Annotated in this window: 24 protein-coding genes and 1 other annotated feature; of the genes, 7 read left to right on the top strand and 17 right to left on the bottom strand. The window is 31.6% G+C overall.

Features of this window, described 5'->3' with window-relative positions:
* Positions 1-37: 37 nt before the first annotated feature.
* The 6 genes from KJ971_03865 to KJ971_03840 form a co-directional block, all read right to left on the bottom strand.
* Positions 38-772 carry an amino acid ABC transporter ATP-binding protein gene (locus tag KJ971_03865; GenBank protein MBU1144980.1) on the bottom strand — a complete coding sequence of 245 codons (735 nt, stop codon included), beginning with the start codon at positions 770-772 and terminating at the stop codon, positions 38-40.
* 1 nt (position 773) lies between these two features.
* A complete protein-coding gene (locus KJ971_03860; GenBank protein ID MBU1144979.1) occupies positions 774-1451 on the bottom strand; it encodes an amino acid ABC transporter permease in 678 nt (225 codons plus the stop codon).
* Between the two features lie 19 nt (positions 1452-1470).
* The gene (locus KJ971_03855; protein ID MBU1144978.1) at positions 1471-2289 is read right to left on the bottom strand and encodes a transporter substrate-binding domain-containing protein; all 819 of its coding nucleotides are present in this window, start codon (positions 2287-2289) and stop codon (positions 1471-1473) included.
* 197 nt (positions 2290-2486) lie between these two features.
* Positions 2487-2695, bottom strand: a binding site (T-box leader).
* A gap of 83 nt (positions 2696-2778) precedes the next feature.
* Positions 2779-3003: a DUF4250 domain-containing protein gene (locus tag KJ971_03850; GenBank protein MBU1144977.1), complete on the bottom strand. Its 225-nt coding sequence runs from the start codon at positions 3001-3003 to the stop codon at positions 2779-2781.
* Between the two features lie 22 nt (positions 3004-3025).
* Positions 3026-4429 carry an amidohydrolase gene (locus KJ971_03845; protein ID MBU1144976.1) on the bottom strand — a complete coding sequence of 468 codons (1404 nt, stop codon included), beginning with the start codon at positions 4427-4429 and terminating at the stop codon, positions 3026-3028.
* A 73-nt stretch (positions 4430-4502) separates the two neighbouring features.
* The gene (locus KJ971_03840) at positions 4503-5435 is read right to left on the bottom strand and encodes a GNAT family N-acetyltransferase (GenBank protein MBU1144975.1); all 933 of its coding nucleotides are present in this window, start codon (positions 5433-5435) and stop codon (positions 4503-4505) included.
* Between the two features lie 74 nt (positions 5436-5509).
* Here KJ971_03840 and KJ971_03835 point away from each other — a divergent pair, with 74 nt between their 5' ends.
* Positions 5510-6388, top strand: coding sequence for a class I mannose-6-phosphate isomerase (locus KJ971_03835; GenBank protein ID MBU1144974.1), 879 nt, complete (start codon positions 5510-5512; stop codon positions 6386-6388).
* Positions 6389-6418: 30 nt separating this feature from the next.
* Here the strand turns inward: KJ971_03835 and KJ971_03830 are convergent, their stop codons facing one another.
* Entirely contained in the window at positions 6419-6733 is a 315-nt protein-coding gene (locus tag KJ971_03830) for a PadR family transcriptional regulator (protein ID MBU1144973.1), read from the bottom strand.
* A gap of 179 nt (positions 6734-6912) precedes the next feature.
* Between KJ971_03830 and KJ971_03825 the strand changes: the two genes are divergently transcribed.
* From KJ971_03825 to KJ971_03805, 5 genes are all read left to right on the top strand, one after another.
* A complete protein-coding gene (locus KJ971_03825) occupies positions 6913-7338 on the top strand; it encodes a hypothetical protein (protein MBU1144972.1) in 426 nt (141 codons plus the stop codon).
* Between the two features lie 102 nt (positions 7339-7440).
* A complete protein-coding gene (nagA, locus tag KJ971_03820; GenBank protein ID MBU1144971.1) occupies positions 7441-8574 on the top strand; it encodes an N-acetylglucosamine-6-phosphate deacetylase in 1134 nt (377 codons plus the stop codon).
* 28 nt (positions 8575-8602) lie between these two features.
* On the top strand, positions 8603-8905 hold the full coding sequence (locus KJ971_03815; protein MBU1144970.1) for a hypothetical protein: 303 nt from the start codon (positions 8603-8605) through the stop codon (positions 8903-8905).
* Between the two features lie 130 nt (positions 8906-9035).
* Complete coding sequence (locus KJ971_03810) at positions 9036-9833, top strand: amino acid ABC transporter substrate-binding protein (protein MBU1144969.1); 798 nt, start codon at positions 9036-9038, stop codon at positions 9831-9833.
* On the top strand, positions 9830-10474 hold the full coding sequence (locus KJ971_03805) for an amino acid ABC transporter permease (GenBank protein ID MBU1144968.1): 645 nt from the start codon (positions 9830-9832) through the stop codon (positions 10472-10474). The genes KJ971_03810 and KJ971_03805 overlap by 4 nt, the downstream gene beginning before the upstream one ends.
* A 23-nt stretch (positions 10475-10497) precedes the next feature.
* On the opposite strand, the gene KJ971_03800 is transcribed toward KJ971_03805, so the two are convergent.
* A complete protein-coding gene (locus KJ971_03800) occupies positions 10498-11052 on the bottom strand; it encodes a hypothetical protein (protein ID MBU1144967.1) in 555 nt (184 codons plus the stop codon).
* 211 nt (positions 11053-11263) lie between these two features.
* Here KJ971_03800 and ispG point away from each other — a divergent pair, with 211 nt between their 5' ends.
* Positions 11264-12313 carry a flavodoxin-dependent (E)-4-hydroxy-3-methylbut-2-enyl-diphosphate synthase gene (gene ispG / locus KJ971_03795; GenBank protein MBU1144966.1) on the top strand — a complete coding sequence of 350 codons (1050 nt, stop codon included), beginning with the start codon at positions 11264-11266 and terminating at the stop codon, positions 12311-12313.
* A 34-nt stretch (positions 12314-12347) separates the two neighbouring features.
* On the opposite strand, the gene KJ971_03790 is transcribed toward ispG, so the two are convergent.
* The 9 genes from KJ971_03790 to KJ971_03750 form a co-directional block, all read right to left on the bottom strand.
* Complete coding sequence (locus tag KJ971_03790) at positions 12348-12947, bottom strand: nitroreductase family protein (protein MBU1144965.1); 600 nt, start codon at positions 12945-12947, stop codon at positions 12348-12350.
* 102 nt (positions 12948-13049) lie between these two features.
* Complete coding sequence (locus tag KJ971_03785) at positions 13050-13469, bottom strand: hypothetical protein (protein MBU1144964.1); 420 nt, start codon at positions 13467-13469, stop codon at positions 13050-13052.
* A gap of 164 nt (positions 13470-13633) precedes the next feature.
* Positions 13634-14362, bottom strand: coding sequence for a CvpA family protein (locus KJ971_03780; protein MBU1144963.1), 729 nt, complete (start codon positions 14360-14362; stop codon positions 13634-13636).
* 15 nt (positions 14363-14377) lie between these two features.
* On the bottom strand, positions 14378-15844 hold the full coding sequence (gcvPB, locus tag KJ971_03775) for an aminomethyl-transferring glycine dehydrogenase subunit GcvPB (protein MBU1144962.1): 1467 nt from the start codon (positions 15842-15844) through the stop codon (positions 14378-14380).
* On the bottom strand, positions 15838-17178 hold the full coding sequence (gene gcvPA, locus KJ971_03770; protein ID MBU1144961.1) for an aminomethyl-transferring glycine dehydrogenase subunit GcvPA: 1341 nt from the start codon (positions 17176-17178) through the stop codon (positions 15838-15840). The genes gcvPB and gcvPA overlap by 7 nt, the downstream gene beginning before the upstream one ends.
* Before the next feature lie 5 nt (positions 17179-17183).
* On the bottom strand, positions 17184-17564 hold the full coding sequence (gene gcvH / locus KJ971_03765) for a glycine cleavage system protein GcvH (GenBank protein ID MBU1144960.1): 381 nt from the start codon (positions 17562-17564) through the stop codon (positions 17184-17186).
* Positions 17561-18667 (bottom strand): glycine cleavage system aminomethyltransferase GcvT, encoded by a 1107-nt coding sequence (gene gcvT, locus KJ971_03760; protein ID MBU1144959.1) that lies wholly within the window; start codon positions 18665-18667, stop codon positions 17561-17563. Before gcvT ends, gcvH begins: the two co-directional genes overlap by 4 nt.
* Positions 18668-18710: 43 nt before the next feature.
* Entirely contained in the window at positions 18711-19676 is a 966-nt protein-coding gene (locus KJ971_03755; GenBank protein MBU1144958.1) for a lipoate--protein ligase, read from the bottom strand.
* A 53-nt stretch (positions 19677-19729) separates the two neighbouring features.
* Positions 19730-20455, bottom strand: a complete 726-nt coding sequence (locus tag KJ971_03750; GenBank protein ID MBU1144957.1) for a Fic family protein — start codon at positions 20453-20455, stop codon at positions 19730-19732.
* Positions 20456-20506 lie beyond the last annotated feature (51 nt).

Below are 20506 nucleotides of genomic sequence, written 5' to 3'. Positions count from 1 at the left end.
GCAACTTGCTTACCTTTTTTTATATATTTTTATTTGACTAAATTTTATCGATGACTCTTCTTAAAAATTCTAAAGTCCTAGCGTTTTTCGGATGATTGAACACCTCATCACTTGTTCCTTCTTCAATGATTTTTCCTTCATCCATCACAACAATTTTATCGCCAAATTCTTTTGCAAATCCCATTTCATGGGTAACAACCACCATCGTCATTCCTGTTTTAGCTAATACTCGCATTACTTGTAAGACTTCACCAATCAATTCAGGATCAAGTGCGCTTGTTGGTTCATCAAAAAGCATGATGTCGGGTTCCATACATAAAGCTCTTGCGATGGCAATTCGTTGTTTTTGTCCTCCAGATAATTGATTGGGATAGCTTGATTTTTTTTCAAGCAACCCTACTTTTTCAAGCATTTCTAATGCTTTGATTTTTGTTAATTCTTTATCCCATTTTTTGATTGATAAAGGAGCTACCATTAAATTATCAAGAACAGTTAAATGTGGAAATAGATGAAATCCTTGAAAGACCATTCCCATTTTTTGTCTATGTAAATTTACATCTATGTTTTTGTCTAATAGATTAACCCCTTCAAAAATCACTTCACCTATTGTAGGTATTTCTAACAGATTCAATGTTCTAAGCAATGTGGACTTCCCAGATCCTGAAGGACCAATCAAGACACATACTTCACCTTTACAAACTGTTAATGAAACTTGATTTAATGCGATTGTTCCATCTTTAAACGTTTTTGAAACGTTTTGTAATTCAATCATTTTATTTTGCATCAGCACGTTTTAACCTCCGTTCAAAATAGCCCATTAATTTAGAAGTAGGAAAGGTTAATACCAAGTACAAAATTGCAACAACAAGATAACTTTCCATAAAGCTATAAGTCTCTGTTTTAATCATCGCTGCTTGGTATGTAAGTTCTGCAACTCCCATATACATTAAAACAGAAGTCTCTTTTATCAGTGTCACAAATTCATTTCCCAATGCTGGTAAAATATTCTTTATAGCTTGAGGAAAAATGATTTTAATAAACGTCATTTTAGAATTCATTCCAAGACTTCTTGCGGCTTCTGTTTGTCCTACGTCAACTGCGTTAACTCCTGCTCGAATGACTTCAGACATATAAGCGCTCGAATTGATAAATAATGCAAACATTCCTGGAACAAAAGGCGATAAATCATAATTTCCAATCAAAATAACAGGTACTCGAAACAAACTATAAAATATAATTAATTGCACAACTATGGGCGTTCCTCTAATGATTTCCACGTAAAAAGACCCTATAATTGAAACAATTTTAATTTTAGACATCCGAATTAATGCAATAATAATTCCCAAAATTGCGCCAATAAACACCGCAACAATTGCCAAAACAAGAGTTACGAATAACCCTTGTAAAAGCAATTTTATATAGTATGGTTCTAATAAAAAACTAAAATCCATGGTAACACTTCCTTACTTGTTATTCAACGGTTCCATTTAATAAAATCATTTCACTTACAATCTCTTCTAATTTTCCGGATGTCATTAAACCATTTAATACTTCGTTGATAGTTACAAGTAAAGTTTGATTGCCTTTTTGAACGGCAACTGCAGAACCACCATCAGGATCTCCAATGGAGAATGATGCAATGCTTAATCCTTCTACATTCGCTAAATAACCTGTTGCAACTGGTTCTTCTACAATCAAAGCTTCGATTAATCCTTCTGATAATTTCATGATTAAATCAGGGATGGTTTGTAAATACACTTTTTGAGAATCGATAAAAAACTCTTCTGCTAAGTCTTGTTGGATTGCTCCCATTTGGGCTCCAACTCTTATCGAAGAACTATTTAATGATTCAATCGTTGTATAGACTGATGCATTATCTTCTGATACTAATACGACTTGAATGGCTTCATAATATACCACAGAAAAATCTACTTTTTCTGCTCTATCATCTGTTGGAGTCATTCCTGCAATGACAAAATCGACTTTTCCACTGGTTAAGTCATCTAATAAGTAATCAAAACCTTTATTTACAATCTTTAAATTCATGCCAAGAGCTTTGGCAATTTCTTTGGCAATTTCAATGTCGATTCCTACTAAAGTTTGAGTACCATCAACGTTAGTTGGCCACTCATAAGGTGGATAATCAGCGCTCGTTCCCATTGTAATAAATTCTTCGTACTCTTCGTCGATAATGTACGTAAATACATTACTCGATGTACAACCCATTAAAAAAAATCCTACAAGTACTTGGCATAGCACAAGCATTAAACTTAAACTTTTCTTTAACATTTTTCTTTTCCTCTTTTTTCTCAAATTTTTATATAAATAAAACGTCCTTGGCAAAAAAATTGCCAAGGACGGAATATCCGCGGTACCACCTTGATTTCAGACGAATCTGACACCTCTGACTGTTAACGCCAATCAACGTTTAAACCTCTAGAATTTTAGTCGTCAAAAGATAAAAAAATCCTTAGCAAAATAAATTTGCTAAGGACGGGATATCCGTGGTACCACCTTAATTCTGGTAATAAATACCAGCTCTTGACTTAGTTAACGCCTAAACACGTTTGAACCTCGGAAAACTTCGATTCAAAAACTCCCAAGCACGTTCGAAATTGATTCTTACTTGTTTGCACCAACCACAAGTTCTCTTTAAAGAATTTAGATTTCTACTTCTCTTGTTCATCGCTTTGGTATCCATTATATTCTTTTTATTTTTTCTGGCAATGCTTTTTTGAATGAAAATGTTTTCATAAGAAATTAATGTTAAAAAAACGCTTAAGATTGCGTCTTAAACGTTTCTATTTCTTCTAGGTCATTACTAATAAAATGATTCCCTTTTTCATCGTAATGATATCCAATGTCGTAAAGTTTATCAATTAATACAATTTTATCAATGTTTATATCTTCGCAAAGCGCATCAAGACTATGATAAAAATTACGAAGTTTCATATTCGCAAGGCTTAAAACAATAAAAGGATCCATCGTTAACCAAGGATGCATTTAACTCTAACCTCCTTTATATTCATTCCTCTTTCTTTTTGTATACAAGTGTAGAAGCAATATATGTTTCTAATACACATGCGTTTTTTAATTCTTCTAGTGTGCAATTTATAAGATCTGTATCAATAACAATGTAATCGGCCTCTTCGGTATTTTCTTGATAAGTATATGCAAGATTGGCATTATGATAACAAGCCATAGCCTCTTTTAGAGTAAAACATTCGTTTTTCAAGAAAATACCTAAAGATGGCGTTTTCATTGAAGTTCTTGACAAAGCTAAATACAGATTGTGAAACGGATTGACACTTTCTACTGGTGAGTCCGTACTGAATCCAACTCGAAGTCCTAGTTTTGCCATAGAAGAAAATAAATACGATTCAAGATACCTATTTCCAATTCTTTTCTTAATTATTTGAATATCGCTATTTAAAAAGATGGGTTGAACGATTGCGCCAATGTTATACTTTTTCATTTTAGCAATTTGAGATAACGTTGCCATTTGAGCATGAATAATACTGTGTTTATGATTGGTTCTTTTTGTAATTTGTAGTGAAGCACTAATTGCATCGATTACTTGTTCGATTGCAAGGTCTCCAATCGCATGTATGGCAACATCCATGCCATTTGAATCTGCTAGATGAATGAAATCAAATAACTCTTTCGAAGAAAAGGATTGGATTCCTTTGTTGGAAGGATCATCTGAATAGGGTTCCTTCAGAAGAGCGGTTCTTCCGCCTAGGCTTCCATCTGCCAAAAGTTTTAGAGGTCCCATTCTTAGTTTGCCTATCTTTTTATTTACATATCCCTTTTGAATGAAATCTATTAATAAAGGTAGAGTTGCTAAATGCACCTGTTCTGTTACTCTTACTTGAATGAGATTTTTTTCATATAGTTCCAAAAGCACACTAATGATTTCTTCATAATCAATGGAAAATGTTGAAAAATCATCACTTGCAACGGAAGTAATTCCATTGCTAAGTAAAATTTCATTTGCCTTTATAAAATATTGTTGTAAATCTTCTCTTGAAGGGGACGGCATCGCCTTATAGACTAACTGAATGGCTTTCTCAGTAAATACGCCTGAAACAAAATCAAACGTTCCTCCCTCAATTTGAGAGGTCTTAGAAGAAATTGAAGCAAGTTCAAGCATTTTACTATTTACAACGATAATGTGACCACAAGTTCGAATTAATACCATTGGAATCTGTGTAAAGACTGCATCTAAATCTTCTTTAGAAATCATTCTTTTTTCTAAAAATGATTCTTGATTCCAACCTCTTCCAATAACAATAAAGTGACGTGGTGAATTTAATAATTTTTGTTGGATTTCCTTAATCGATTTACACTCAGATAAATCAACTAAAAAGGCGCTATATCCTATTCCTAAAAAATGCAAATGCGAATCAATAAAACCTGGTAATTGCATAGAGACTATTTCCTTTCAGTTATACTTTATTATACCTCTTATAAGATATAAAATTCAATGTAGTTCATAAAAACTACCATTTTAATTCATATACTATTTCATGATCTTGAGTGATTCCTGTGGATTGAAAGCCACAAGCTTCATAGAGATTTTTGGCAATTTCATTGTCTTTAGCAAAGCTGATCTTAAGCATTGGTTTTGTCGATATTTTCTTGATGAAAGTTATGATGATTTCCATCGCTTTCAATCCATAACCCATTCCTTGATACTTTTGATCAATCATAAATCGGTAAATCCAGAAGTCATGGTCGTCCCTATCCACACAATACATTAAAAATCCTACTAAATTTGAACCAACATAAATAGCTTTTGGAATGCATTCTTCTTGGTATTTTGATTGAGCCAATGAAATGGCGTTTGAAGCAATAAAATTGATTTGATTTTCTTTTACCGAAAGAAAAATGACTTCAATAAAATTATCAAAATTAACGTCTTCAAGTCTTAATTGATTAATTCTATACTTATGCCACTGTTCTTTCTTTACTTCCATATACACGTGATTCTTTCCTTCATAAGTCACAAGCCTTATTTCTTGAAACCCTAATCGTTTATATAACCGAATGGCTTTATCATTTTCCATGGAAGGATCTACTTTAGCTCTTAACGCATTGGTGTTTAAAAACAGCTGATCAATGCAAAAAGATAAAGCTTGATAAGCTATGTTTTTACCTCTTGCTGCTTTTTTTAGTTTAATATCAAGCGATGCTACTTCTTCATTTTCATTTAAGGAGTAATAGGTTTCCCCAAAATAGGTATCTTTACTATAAATGGAATAATGTAAGGTATCTTTTTTTGCATTCACGCGTTCAAGCCATACTTTAAGTTTATCTAGTGTCATATGTAGTCCTTCAGGAAATCCTACATACTTCATCACTTCTCCATCGTTCCAAAGTGATAAAATGTTTTCTAAGTCTGATTCAGTTGTTTTAATAAATCGAATACGCATAATCTTATTCTCCTTTTCATTTTTAAGGAATGAGTTTTTTAAAATATGATATAATAATGATAGAGGTGATAAGGATGGTTCTATTTTTTAACCCAATATTTAAAGAAACAATCTGGGGTGGAAACCTACTTAAAACTACATTTCATTATCCAACTTCTGAACATACAGGTGAATGCTGGGGGATTTGTGCTCATCCTAATGGAATGAGTACCATCAAAAACGGAGAATATTCCGGCAAGACTCTAAAAGAAATTTGGGAAAATCATAAATCACTTTTTGGAAATCATCCAAGCAAAGATTTCCCGATTTTAGTTAAGATTATTGACGCTTCAGATGATTTAAGCATTCAAGTTCATCCAAACGATAAACAAGCAAAGAAAGAACATTCAAGTGGTAAAAACGAGTGTTGGTATATCATCGATACCTTGCCACATAACGAAATCATTATAGGTCATAATGCAAAAACCAAAGCTGAATTCTTAACTTATTTAGAACGTCAAGATTTTCATCATTTGATTCGTTCCATCGAAATTAAAAAAGGTGACTTTTTCTATATCGAAGCTGGAACTTTACACGCCATTCTTCGAGGAACTTTATTATTAGAAGTTCAACAATCAAGCGATATCACTTATCGATTTTATGATTATGATCGTCTTTATCACAATAAAAAACGAGATTTACATGTAGAAAAAGCTATCAGTGTGACAAAAATTCCCGATTCAGGAATCAAAAGAAGTATCGATTCTAATTCATTTGATTTTAACGTGTTAGATATTGACTCTTCATTAACCATCAAAAATAACGAATATGGCAGTTTTTTTGTTTGTTTGAATGGAAATGGCTTTCTTCAAAATGAACCTATTAAAAAAGGTGACTTTGGTTTTATAACAAGTGATGAGTTAGACATTTCCTTTTCTGCTCATTTGCAAATTGGCCTTATTCATCTAAAATAATCTTAAAAGCATCTAATCAGATGCTTTTTTTTATTTTGAAATCTCACTTCTTCCATTTTCTGCCATCTCTTTAAAACGATTGATTTCACTTTTTAATACTTCAAATCCCAAAGGAGTCATGACATAATTCTTTTTCCCTTTTTTCCCTTGTTCTTTACTAAATAATTCAATAAAGTTATTTTTTTGCAAAGAAGTAATAGCTCCATATAGCGTTCCACTTGAAAGAATTAATCTATTATTTGTCAAAAGTTTTACTTTCTTAAGAATTCCATATCCATGAAGTGGCGTTTTAAGGCTTAGTAAGATGTAATAAGTTGCTTCCGATAAAGTAATTTTTTCGTTCATAATATCCTCTTTTTATAACGCGTTACGATATATCGTATACCTATATAATATCAAATTATATACCGATGTCAACCGTTTATGAAACATTATGTTGCAAATTAATCAATTTTGCATAACCAATAGATTTACATTTCATTAAGAGGTATAATAAACTATAATCTCAAAAAGGGATGATAATTATGGAAAAATATTCTTTAACCACTACTCCTCAGAAAATCACTTGTGTGTTTATTGACTTTTTGTTTCTTTGCATAAATGTTCTTACCCTTTACACCAAGCCTATTGAACTAGGCTACTTAATCGGCTTTTTTCTTTTTTCAATTGTCCTTTGTGGAATTTATACTTCCATTATCTTTTTCTCTTTTGTTAAAATTGATTCTCGTTCAAAAACGGTTTATGTTCGCCTTATCCAACAAACAATTATTCATTTAGAAATCGTAAGAAACGTCGCTTTAGAAAGCAAAGTTGTTCAAAATCAAGATGTGAATTCACTCGTTTTTTATGATGGTTCTAACAAAGTAATTGGCGAAATAAACACTTTTTTGCTTAAGAAGAATCTTCCAATTGTAGATGAGATATTACAAAAAATCAAAGAACTCATTTGATTGAATGACTTATTTGTCAATTATCATTAAAAAACTTACATTTTTGTAAGCTCTTTTAAGTGAAAGAAGTTTCGGTATAGATATAATAAGAAGGATGGTTTCATGATGAAAACTATTTATAAGAACGGAATGCTTTCACAAAACGGTCAATGGACGAAAATGGATTTTTTAGTTGAAGATGATCTGATTGTAAAAATGGATTCAATGATTCAAGACGAAACTTCTTCTGTTGTTTCAATCGATGGAGTTCATGTAATTCCTGGTTTTTTTGATATTCACACCCATGGTGCCATGGGTTATGATTTTAATATGGCGTCTTTTGATGAAATGAAAATCATTATGAAGTTTTATCTTAAAAATGGTGTGACAAGCGTTCTTCCCACATTACTTTCAGATGATGTGCCAACCTTGATTTTACAACTTGAAAAAATTGCTACATTACAAAGTGAATTCCCACAAATCAAAGGAATTCACTTAGAAGGCCCTTTCTTAGCACCTCTTTACAAAGGAGCTATGTCAGAAGAATACTTACAAAATGCTTCGACTGATTTGTTTAAGAAATTTCAAGAAGCTGCAAAAGGATTAATAACTCTCGTTACTCTATCTCCTGAGATAACAGGAGCAAATTCTCTTATTAAATACCTTAAAGCTCACAATGTATGTGTTTCTTTAGGGCATAGTGGTGCAAGTATGGAAGAAACCGAAAAAGCCATACAAAACGGAGCAGAAAGCTTTACTCACAGTTTTAACGCTATGAAACCTTTTGATCATCATCATCCTGGTATTATTAATTCTTTATTAACAAATGATATCTATTACGAAATGATTTGTGATGGATTACATCTTCATAAAGATACCGTTAATTTACTAGTAAAACTAAAAGGTTTATCTAAAGCAATCTTGGTGACTGATTCCATCATGGCAACTGGAGCGAAAGATGGTGACTACTTTTTAGGAAAAACTGCTATTTCTGTTAAAAATGGAGTATCTCGATTGAAAAAAAGCAGTGTAAGAGCTGGTTCTACCTTAACACCTCTTCTTGCTTTACAAAACTTTGTTTCTTATACAAACACTCCTTTCGAAAAAGCCATTGAATTATTTTCCAAAAATCCAGCTTCTTTTTTGCATTTATTTAATGATATCGGTTCATTAGAAGTTTCAAAAAAAGCTAATTTTATTTTATTAAAGAATTCAGAGATTACAAGTGTATATTTAGAAGGAATTAAAATCTTTTAAATGAAATAGACAAAAGAGGTGTTTCTTCATGACTTATAAATCAAAATATGCAAACGATAATATTGATTTTCTATTTGAAGCCATTTTAGAACTTCAGACGCAAGAAGAATGTCATCGCTTCTTTGAAGACTTATCCACTATCCAAGAAATTAAAGAAATGGCATTGAGATTTAAAGTGGCATCTTTGTTAGATTGTAAAACCTCTTATCAAATCATATCTCGAGAAACTGGCGCTTCTACTGCGACCATCAGTCGAATAAATAAATCGCTGCAATATGGTGCAAATGGATATTCTTTGGTCTTAGATCGAATGAAAACGAAAAAGGAATAATCAAATTTTTATATAAACCAACGGTTTTTCAAAGAGTAAATTCTTGGAAACCGTTTTCATTATGAAACAAACACTTTAGCGCTTTACAACGCTAAAGTGTTTGTGTATAATGTAGTCCGAGGTGAATTATATGAAAAAAATTACTGCATTATTTTTTACTGTTTTACTGAGTTTATTAGTTATAGGATGCGCTCAAGAACAAACAAGTTCTACGTGGGAGCAAATTGAAGAAAAAGGATATTTTGTGTTAGGGCTTGATGATACATTTGCGCCAATGGGCTTTAGAGACGACAACGGAGACCTTGTAGGATTTGATGTTGATTTAGCAAAAGAAGTTGCCTTAAGGCTTGGAATTGAAGTTGTATTTCAATCCATCGACTGGGATTCAAAAGTATTAGAATTAAATAGCAAAACAATTGACATGATTTGGAATGGTCTAACGATTACTGATTCGAGATTACTTGAGATGTCGTTTTCTGAACCTTACCTTGCTAATAGTCAAATTATTATTGTAAATAGTGATTCTTCTGTCGATCAAATTTCTGATCTAGAAGGGCTCTCTGTGGGGGTTCAAATCAGTAGTGCCTCTGAAGAAGCGGTTGTGGGAAATGATATTTATTCTTCTCTTGGAGAATTCGTAAAATATGATACATTTAATTTTGCATTATTGGATTTAAAGAATGGAACAATTGATGCAGTTGTAATCGATGAAATCATGGGACGATACATGTTAAGTCAAGTAGATGACACTTATAAAATTTGTCTTGAAAATTTTGGAACGGAAGAATACGGAATTGGTTTTCGTTTGGAAGATACTGATTTTAGAGATATGGTAAATCAAGTTTTACTCGAGATGATTCTAGATGGCACCACTGCTGAAATCTCTGTAAAATGGTTTGATGAGGATGTTTTTTTAAATAGAGAATGATTTATTTAATTGACACAATCAAATATTTAGCGGATGGTGCATTGGTTTCAATTAAAATTTTTACTGTTACACTTTGTCTGTCGTTACCTTTTGGTATCTTGATTGGGGTATTATATAAATCAAGAGGCAAACTCATTCAAAAAGGAATCTCTTTTTATACTTGGTTATTTCGAGGAACTCCTTTAATGCTTCAATTATTCTTTTTCATGTATGGGCTGCCCGCATTAGGCATTAGTGTAGATAGAATGATGGTGGCATACATTGGATTTATTCTCAATTATTCTGCTTATTTTACAGAAATTGTTCGAGCAGGAATTGAAAGCATCTCAAAAGAGCAATTTGAAGCTTCTCGGGTTGAAGGTGCAAGTAATTTCCAATTATATCGTTTTATTATTTTACCACAAGCGATTCGAAAAGAAATTCCTTCCATTACCAATGAAGTCATTACATTGATAAAGGATACTGCTTTAGTAAGCGTGATTGCCTTATCTGATCTTTTAAGAAATGTAAAAGAAATTGTTTCAAGAGATTTTACGATTTCACCTTTTATACTAGCTGCCATCTTTTATTTGATTTTTAGTTTTCTAATTGTAACAATTTTTAGAAAACTAGAGTTAAAATATGACTTTTTAGATATCTAAAAAAAATAGGATGAAAATTCATCCTATTTTGCTTTTTTAATCAATTGTAAAACCGATTCTTTAATCTCCATTGGCAAAGGTTTTAACAAAGCTTCATATAAATAATGCAAATGTTCAATTCCGTTTTCAAGGAAGTACTTTTCAATTAATTGTACTTTATCGCTACGATCTGGCATCATTTGATAGAGAATATACCAATCTTCTAACGAAGTTAAAGGAACATCTTCATTTTCAATTACCATATAATTCGAAACAGAGGAAGCATTAAAATCATACACATATGTAAATGCCCCTTTGGAAATTGAAAAGCCTGCCATGATATCTACATCGACATCATCGACTACAAACTCCATAAATACTTCTGTAGAATAAACATCGTTTCTAAGAGGAGTCATTTTATACCCAATAAGTAAGAGCAATCTTTCTACTTGCTTTACGGACTTTGTTTCAATGATAATATCTAAATCACGTGGCTTTTCAACTAACCCATAGTGATATAAAAGAGTCGATCCTCCAAGTCCCCAAGTAACACATTCTGCGTTTAAAATCATGGCTATTTTTTTTAAAGTATGTATCATAGTATACTCCTTTTTTTATTTTCTTTTATATTAAACGTCTTCAATTACTAATTGATATCTTTTTCTTACTCGTAGTTTATCATAATTATGTTTGATTTTAAATATCACAAACCAAATTGAAACGATAAATGTTTTATTTTGAATTATTATAAATTCAAAAAAGATATTCAATTCTTTTTTTGATAGAGTATAATAGACGTAGGTGAAGCAAATGTATAAAAGGCATGAAGTAAAAAAAATAAGTGTTGGTGCTCTTTCAATAGGAGGATCAAATCAAGTCATCATTCAAAGCATGACAACTACGTTAACAAAAGATACCGCCTCAACCATTAAACAAATCCAAGCTTTAGAAAGCGTTGGCTGTGAAATGGTTCGTTTAGCCATTCTTGATTTAGAAGATGCAAAAGCCATTGGGTTTATTAAGCGTTTTACGCATATTCCACTTGTTGCAGATATTCATTATAATTATTTGTTAGCCATTGAAGCAGTTAACCAAGGAATCGATAAAATCAGAATTAATCCAGGGAACATCGGCAGTGATGAACTCGTAAAACTGGTTGTTGATAAATGCCTTCAAAAAAACATTCCTATTCGCATCGGTATAAACTCAGGTTCCATTGAAAAACATATTTTAGATAAATATGGGTCTGCTTCTCCTGAAGCGATGATTGAATCAGCAAAATACCACATTTCACTTCTCGAAAGATTAGGTTTTTTTGATATCGTACTATCTTTAAAATCAACAAACATGGAAGATACGATTCAAGCAAATCGTATGGCCTCTCAAATATTTCCTTATCCTCTTCATCTTGGAATCACGGAAGCGGGCACCATTTTTTCTGGAACCATTCGTTCTTCCGTTGGTCTTGGAATATTATTAAGTGAAGGCATTGGTTCTACCATTCGTGTCTCACTAACGGCCTCTCCTGAAGAAGAGATTAAAGTCGCAAAAGAAATCTTATCTAATTTCAATTTATATCGAAAGCCAAAATTAATTAGTTGTCCTACTTGTGGAAGAATTCAATATGATATGATTCCTATCGCAAATGAAATTGAAGCATTCCTGACAACGATCAACAAAGAGATAACCGTTGCGATTATGGGTTGTGCAGTAAATGGACCAGGAGAAGCAAGAGAGGCTAATATCGCCATTGCAGGTGGATTAAAAGAAGCAATACTCTATATTGATGGTATTAAAGTAAAGAAAGTAAAACAAGAACAATTAATTGAAGCATTAAAAGAAGCAATTATCAACTATTAAAAAGAGCGCTAAAGGTAACTTTAGCGCTCTTTTCTTATTTTAAGACGATTAATCTCTGATTTAACGGCATGTTTGGTTTTTCTTCTGGTTTAACTAAAATATCTCCAAAAGGCATTTGAGCAATCATTTGCCAATGAATTGGAAGATGAAATACTTGTTTTACTTCTTCTTCAATTAATTCATTGTAATGTTGTAAGGATGCGCCAAGTCCTTCTAAAGACAGAGCAACCCATACGTTTTCTTGAAGCATTCCGTTTTGTTGTTGATACCAAAGTTTAAAATTGTTTTCGTATAAAGGAAACTTTTTCATCAAACCAAGTGTAGTTTCTTGATCGTCAAAGAAAAGAATCGTCCCATGAGCATTTTTAAAACCCTTCATTTTACTTTCTGTAGCTGAGAAATCTGATGCTAAAACGATGTTTTTTAAAGACTTTAAAGTAATATCCCATAAATCAGCATGAGATTGATCAAATAACACTACTACTCTTTGGCTTTGTGAATGAAATGCAGATGGGGTATATTGTAAACAAGCTTCTATGAGTTTGACGATTTTCTCGTCACTTACTATTGATTGATTCGATAATTGATAGATGCTTCTTCTATTTGATAACGCTTCATAAAAATCCATAATCATTCCTCCTATAAAACTATTAATAATACATTATAACTATAGTATATTAAGAAGAAAAACACAACGAATGTGCTTTAAAAGAACTTGTCTTTCAAACACATCTTTTTAATTTTTAGAAGCAACAAGATCACAATCTAAAAACAATGAAGTAATTATAGCGATAAATGGTTCATAAAGTATTTTTTCGTCTTGATCTGTTGAAGAATTTAAAATTAGGATGCTTCTAGCACTAATTCGAAATAAATAGATAATATTGGTGTCGATTAGAACTTTTTTATATTCGACATCTTGATTTCTTTCAAAATATCTAATTTCATCAACGATAGAAAATGGATTCACGTAATCTACTGCATTCAGATAATCAATAATTTTTTCATCATCATACATTACCCATGAAACATTATTAAATTGATATTTTTTATACAATGTATTTAAAATACTTTTTATCATCTCTTTTGAAGAGGATGTGCAACTGATATTTTTATTTAAATGATCTATTAATCCATTTATGTCTTTATCTGTCATCATAACTCCTCATAAAATCAAAATCGTTTCTGCTTTATTTTTTTATAAAAGCATGTATTCTCAATTTGATTTACTTGGTGAGTATATAGGAAAATAACTCCTTTGTCAATTAAAAAAAGAAAAACTGAATTACAAATCAGTTTTTCTCAATAGATTAATAAATTTTAAATAAATACATCAATTATTTGCTTCAAAAGATTATTATCATAGAGCCATTTCGATAAACGAAACTGTTCTGTTCCAAGCTGCATATCGACGGCTAAGAACTCTCCGATTAGATTATTAATTGCTGGAATGGTAATCAATAATGCTAATATGAATAATAAGATAAAAATCAAAGCACCAATTTTAACTAACCCAAATAGCACACCAAATATTTTATCAACTTGCTTGATAACAGGAATGGAAGTAACCATTTTTGCTAAAATCTTTAAAATAAAGAACACAATCATCGATCCGAAAAATAAGACAATAAACGAAAGAACCAGTAATACAAGCGACAAAATAATAGGTTGAATGGTATCAATAATGGACGTAGTCATGTTGGCAAAATCCAATGGGTCCACAATCCAATCAATCATAAATTGAGGCAAACTCATACCTTCTAAAGCCGCTCTAAAATTCACTTCAGTCGATGCTAATCCATCGGAAAACAAATCCGATCTTGACAATAAATACTCATTGATTTTTAATCCAATAGACTCCCCAACCCATTTGTTTAACACCGTTGAAAAAGGTCTAGCAAGAATGATGGAGGCTATAAGGCCAAAAATACCCGAAGCCATCTCCACAATTTTTAATAAAAACCCTTTTTTCCAACCAATAACAGCAAATAAAATGACGACGATGACAATGACAACATCAATAACTCCAAATAAATTAAATATATTCATTAGTATTCCCCCTTACTAAAGATTTTGTTCTAAGTAGTCTTTGTAGGTTAGAATCATTTTTTTAGCAGCAAAGACCTCATCAATCCGTTTAATCGGTGTATTATGAGGAGCTTTTTTCACTAAATCAGGATCATCTTTTGCTTCTTTTGCAATTTTTTTCATAACATTTATAAACTCATCCATTGTTTGTTTGGACTCTGTTTCAGTTGGTTCAATCATAATGGATTGATGAAACAAAAGTGGGAAATAGATCGTTGGTGCATGAAAATTATAATCTAATAATCTTTTAGCAACGTCTAATGTTCTAACTCCTGTCGATTGATCCTTTAATCCATCAAAAACACATTCATGCATACAAGGTCCTTCAATGGGCAAGTTATAATCCTCTTTTAAGGATTCTTTAATATAATTAGCATTTAGTGTAGAAAAATCTCCAACTAAATTTAAATACTCTTTCCCTAAAGACAAAATATAAGCATACGCTCTTAACCATACTTTAAAATTTCCAAAGAAAGAAGATATTTGACCTATAGAGTCTTTTTCATTTTCTATGTAGTAATAATTCGATTCCTTTTTCACTTTTGGATTTGGTAAGAAGGAACTTAATTTTTTACAAACTCCAACTGGACCAGATCCTGGGCCTCCACCTCCATGAGGAGTAGAGAACGTTTTGTGTAAATTAATATGCATGATGTCAAATCCCATATCTCCAGGTCTTACTTTTCCAAGTAATGCATTTAGATTAGCTCCATCGTAATACATTAATCCACCCGCTTCATGAACTAATTTAGTAATTTCAATAATGTCATTTTCAAAAATTCCAAGGGTATTCGGATTGGTAAGCATCATTCCGGCGATTTCATTCGATAAAACTTGTTTTAGTGCTTCTAAATCAATTCGACCTAATGAATTCGATTTGATCTCAACGACTTCCATTCCAGCAACGATGGTCGATGCAGGATTGGTTCCATGAGCCGAATCAGGAACAATCACTTTTTTACGACTATAATCCCCTCTTGATTCGTGATAGGCTTTCATAATCATAAGTCCGGTTAATTCTCCATGTGCTCCCGCATAAGGATTCAAACTAAACGAGTGCATACCTGAAATTTCAGATAACATCTCTTGAAGATGATCATAAATTTCTAAAACACCTTGAACCGTTGACATTGGTTGTGATGGATGAAGTCGATTAAAGATTTGGATTGAAGCGATTTCATCATTGATTTTAGGATTGTATTTCATTGTACAAGATCCTAAAGGATAAAAACCAGTTTCTACTCCAAAATTCTTTCTTGAAATATTTGTATAATGTCTTACGACATCAAGTTCAGATACTTCAGGTAAAAGCAAAGAGTCTGTTCTGAGTAAGTCTTGGTTTAAATCTAAAAATTGATATGTACTAGCAAAAGAATTGGGAAGTGAATATCCTATTCTACCTTCTTTAGATAATTCAAAGATCAGTTTATCGTATTCTACCATGATAAACCTCCTACTAAAGATACTAGTTCATCTATTTCTGATTTTTGTCTTTTTTCAGTGACCGCAAAGGTTACTAAATTTTGATATTTTTCATCATAATTCGATAAACTTATGCCTGCTAAAAAGCCATTATCGATACACGCTTTTTGTAACATATCATAAGGAATCAGCGTTTCTAAAACAAATTCTTTGAAAAAAGGTTGATTGAAATATGGTTTAAATTTACCAGTTTTAATCAATTCATCGTATAAATAATGTGCTCCTTGATACGATAGTAAATTGGCTTTTTTAAGACCAATTGGTCCTAGTAAAGCCAAATAAATTGTTGCATATAATGCCATTAAGGATTGATTAGAACAAATATTAGAATTGGCTTTTTCTCTTCTTATATGTTGTTCTCTAGCTTGAAGAGTTAATACAAAGGCTCTTCTGCCTTCCTCATCAAGGCTATATCCACAAATTCGACCTGGCATTTTTCTGACATAAGGTTTCAGTGTAGCTAAATATCCTAAAGTAGGTCCACCATAAGCAACATTCATTCCAAGGCTTTGGCAATCTCCTACTGCAATGTCTGCTCCATCAAGTCTTGGGGTCTTTAATACTGATAAGGTAGAAATATCTGCGTTTTCGATTAAAATAGCCCCATGTTCATGTACGGCTTTACTAACTTCTTCAAATGATTCAATGATTCCAAAAAAATTAGGTTTTTGGACGACTACTCCTGCAACGTGACTTCCAAGCAATTGTTGTAAATGAGATAAATCGGTAATTCCTGATTTTTCGTTAATAATTTCTACAGTTAATCCTTTAAATTTAGCATATGTTCTTACAACATCAATCACTGAAGGATGAACCGTACCAGATATTAATATTGTTTTTCGTTTGGTAATTGATTCTGCCATAAAACAAGCTTCTGCAGTTGAGGTCGTTCCGTCATACATCGATGCATTGGAAACATCCATTCCTGTTAATGTTTGAATCATGGATTGGTATTCGAAAATGTATTGCAAGGTTCCTTGCGATATTTCTGGTTGATATGGGGTATAAGCTGTTAAAAATTCTTGTCTTGAAAGAAGAGAATTAATGACGGCTGGTTCATAATGATCATAAAACCCAAGTCCAGTAAAAAGAATGAGTTCTTTGTTTTTACTTGCTATCTTTTCAAAATAACGTCGCAATTCTGATTCGGATAAGTGCGAAGGAATATTGTATTCTTTTTGAAACAAGACTTCTTTTGGGACGTCTTGAAATAAATCATCAATTTTATTGATTTTAAGGAAATTTTTCATTTCCTCAATATCTTCTATTGTATGTGGAAAGTATTTAAACACGATCTCACCTACTTACTTATGGCAAGGTATTCGCTACTACTTAATAATTCATTGATTTCATTTGGATTGGATAATTCAATTTTTAACATCCATGCATCAAATGCATCTTCATTGATTTTTTCAGGTTCTCCGATTAAATCATCGTTTACTTCAAGAACAACTCCTGATACTGGGCCAATTAAATCGGATGCAGCTTTTACAGATTCTACTGCTCCAAATTCTTCTTCTTTTACTAATTTAGATCCTACTTCTGGTAAATCCACAAATACAACATTTCCAAGTTGAGCTTGTGCAAAATCAGTAATTCCAATTAAAACGATATTTTTATCTACGACTTTGACCCATTCATGACTTTTTGTATAATAAAGTCCTTCTACTATTTTACTCATACATTTTCTCCTTTTGGTTTATAGTTTTTCTTTAAGAATTTTTTATCTCTAATAATTCCTTTAATTAATTTTTTGCGAATTTGTACGAAAACTTCCGTTCCGATTTTTGAGTACTCTATATCAATTAATGCCATAGCAATTGGTTTATTTAAACTAATGGATAAATAACCTGTTGTTACAACTCCAATTTGTATGTCATCTTTAAAAATCAAATATCCTTGCCTTGGAATCGACATTTCAGATAGTTCTAATCCGACGACTCTTCTTTTTAACCCTTGAAGAAGTTGAAGTTCTAATGCTTTTTTTCCAATAAAATTTGGTTTTTCTAGTTTGACAAACATTTTAAGTCCTGCTTCAAGTGGAGTGATTTGGTCTGAAATTTCATGACCGTATAATGGAAGTGCAGCTTCAAAGCGAAGAGTGTCTCTCGCTCCAAGACCACAAGGAACAACGCCATGTTCAAACAATTTTTGCCAAATGATTTTGCAAACATCGTGATTTCCGTAAAATTCAAATCCATCTTCACCTGTATACCCAGTTCTTGATACAATTAAAGGAAATCCTTGGTAAATAGTTGATTGAAACGTATAAAACTCTAAAAAACTTAAATCAAGTCCTAAAACTTCTAAAGCTTTTGTTTCTGCATTTGGCCCTTGTAAGGCAATTTGAGAAAACTCATCTGATACATTTTTGATAAGCACTTCAAACGAGGAGGTCTGTTCGACAATCCAAGCATAATCTTTTGCAACATTACTTGCATTTACTACTAGAAAACATTCTTCTTTGTTTACTTTATAGACAAGTAAATCATCCACAATTGTTCCGTTTTCATAAAGCATTAATCCATAAACTACTTTTCCATATGGTTTGGAAGTAATTTCATTTGAAAAAATGTATTCGACAAAGGCGATAGCGTCTTTTCCACTTACAATTATTTCTCCCATATGTGAAACATCAAACATTCCTACGTCATGTCTTACCGCTAAATGTTCTTGTTGAATCCCTTCATAAACAATTGGCATTAAAAAACCTGCAAAAGGTTCCATTTTAGCTTTCAATTCTTCATGAAAATCATAAAGACATGTTTTGTTCCATTCTGACATAATCTTCACCTCTAATAAAATATTATATCACAAGAAAGTTCCTTTAGAATAATAAATCTAAAAATTCAGTTTTTGATAAATTGTAAATGTATTCGCTTATATCAAATTCATCTAAAACCTTCGAAAAATCTGACTTTGTAAACGGAATATTGATAAAGTTTTTGATAAATAAATCTGGATCACTTACTAAAAAATAATCGCCTAACATGTTCATTTTTTTTACGATATTGTTTTTGAGTTCAAGGGAAATTTCAATCATTCCTGCAGGAACTTTTCCTTTTTTAATAATGGAATAATTCGGGTTTTTTCCGTAAATAAAATCTGGATTTAAATAAGATTTTTCTATTTTTTCAATTTGAATCATATCTTTCGTTGAAAGAGTCATTTCAGTATCACAAAGTTGTTTTCTCATAGCCGATTTAAACGTCTCAATGTCCAAATCAAAATGTTCTTTTAAATTGGTAACTCTTTTTCTAACAGAATCAATACCTTTGGAAATTAATTTTTCATTATCAGGAGTTATGGCTTTCACCATTACAGATAAATCGGTGTCATAAAGCATTGTTCCATGTACAATCGATTTGTCGTTTACTTTGTAAAAAGCATTGCCAGACACTTTTAAAGAATCAATTAAAATATCATTTCTTCCTGAAAAATATGCGTTTAATCCAAGGTTCTTTAATACATCTACTACTTTTCCTAAATACTTATCAAAAACAAAATCTTTATTGAAGTTTGGAGTAATAAACGAAAACATAATATTCGAAAAATCGGCGTATACACATCCTCCGCCTGATTTTCTTCTGTAAAATTCAATATTATTCGCTTTTACATAATCCAAATTTACTTCGTTTTCAATTAATTGATTTCTACCAAAAATAACCGTAGGATTTACTTGCCACATAAAAAAATACTCATCATTTGGATAGTGTTTTGCTAAAAATTCTTCTGTTGCTAAATAAAATGATAATCTTCTTACTTCATCTAACGGATAATTAACATATTTCATAGATTCACCTCAACAATATTGTATCATAATCCAAGAAAAAAGAGAGTAAAAATTTACTCTCTGTTTAAAAATTCTTGTATTCTTTTGGCTTCTAATTTAGCAATAAATTCAGTGAATGGAACAATATCTTTGTTTATCTTGTATTCATCAATTGTTCTGAAATACTCATCTCGTTCGCCTTTTGTAATGGAAAGAGGAAGGTATCCTTCTAGTTCCAATTGATAATTCAAAAGCAATCTAGCAAGACGACCATTTGCATCCATAAAAGGATAGATTTTTAAAATTTGTAAATGAGCATAAGCTGCTTTTGTTAAACCTTTTAATTCAGGATTTTCAAGTTCTTGAAAGTAATCGTTCATTTTTTTGAAAATCTTTAGATAAGTTGGCGGAACATGTTTCGCCCCAAGAATGAATAAGTCTCTTGTTCGATACACTCCTCCTGGAATCATATCATCCACAAGAATTTGATGCAAATCTTTTACAATGTTTTCTGTAATTGCTGTATTATTTTTGACTAATTTATGTACCATTTGAATCGCGTGGTAATTGTTAATAATTGCATTTCTCATGTGTTCGCTTTTATCAGGGAATATTCTTGAATGATCTTCTAACAAGAAACATACATCTTCAAAAGAAAAATCTCCATTATCAAAGCTTGTGGATTCATAGATATAAAGTCTATCAAATTCGTCACACAAAGATTTGAACTCTTCTTCTGTTAATGTTATTTTCTTGTCATTTAAAGCCTGTTTAAGAACTTCAACCTCTTGAATTTTCATTTCAATCACCTCATTTTTATATTATCATAGAAAGCATACGCAATCAATTGA

Source organism: Bacillota bacterium (assembly GCA_018818595.1).
In the GTDB taxonomy this organism is placed as follows: Bacteria; Bacillota_I; Bacilli_A; order Izemoplasmatales; family Hujiaoplasmataceae; genus JAHIRM01.
The sequence above is the reverse complement of the archived record's forward strand: the minus strand, read 5'-3'. Positions and strand labels throughout refer to the sequence as shown.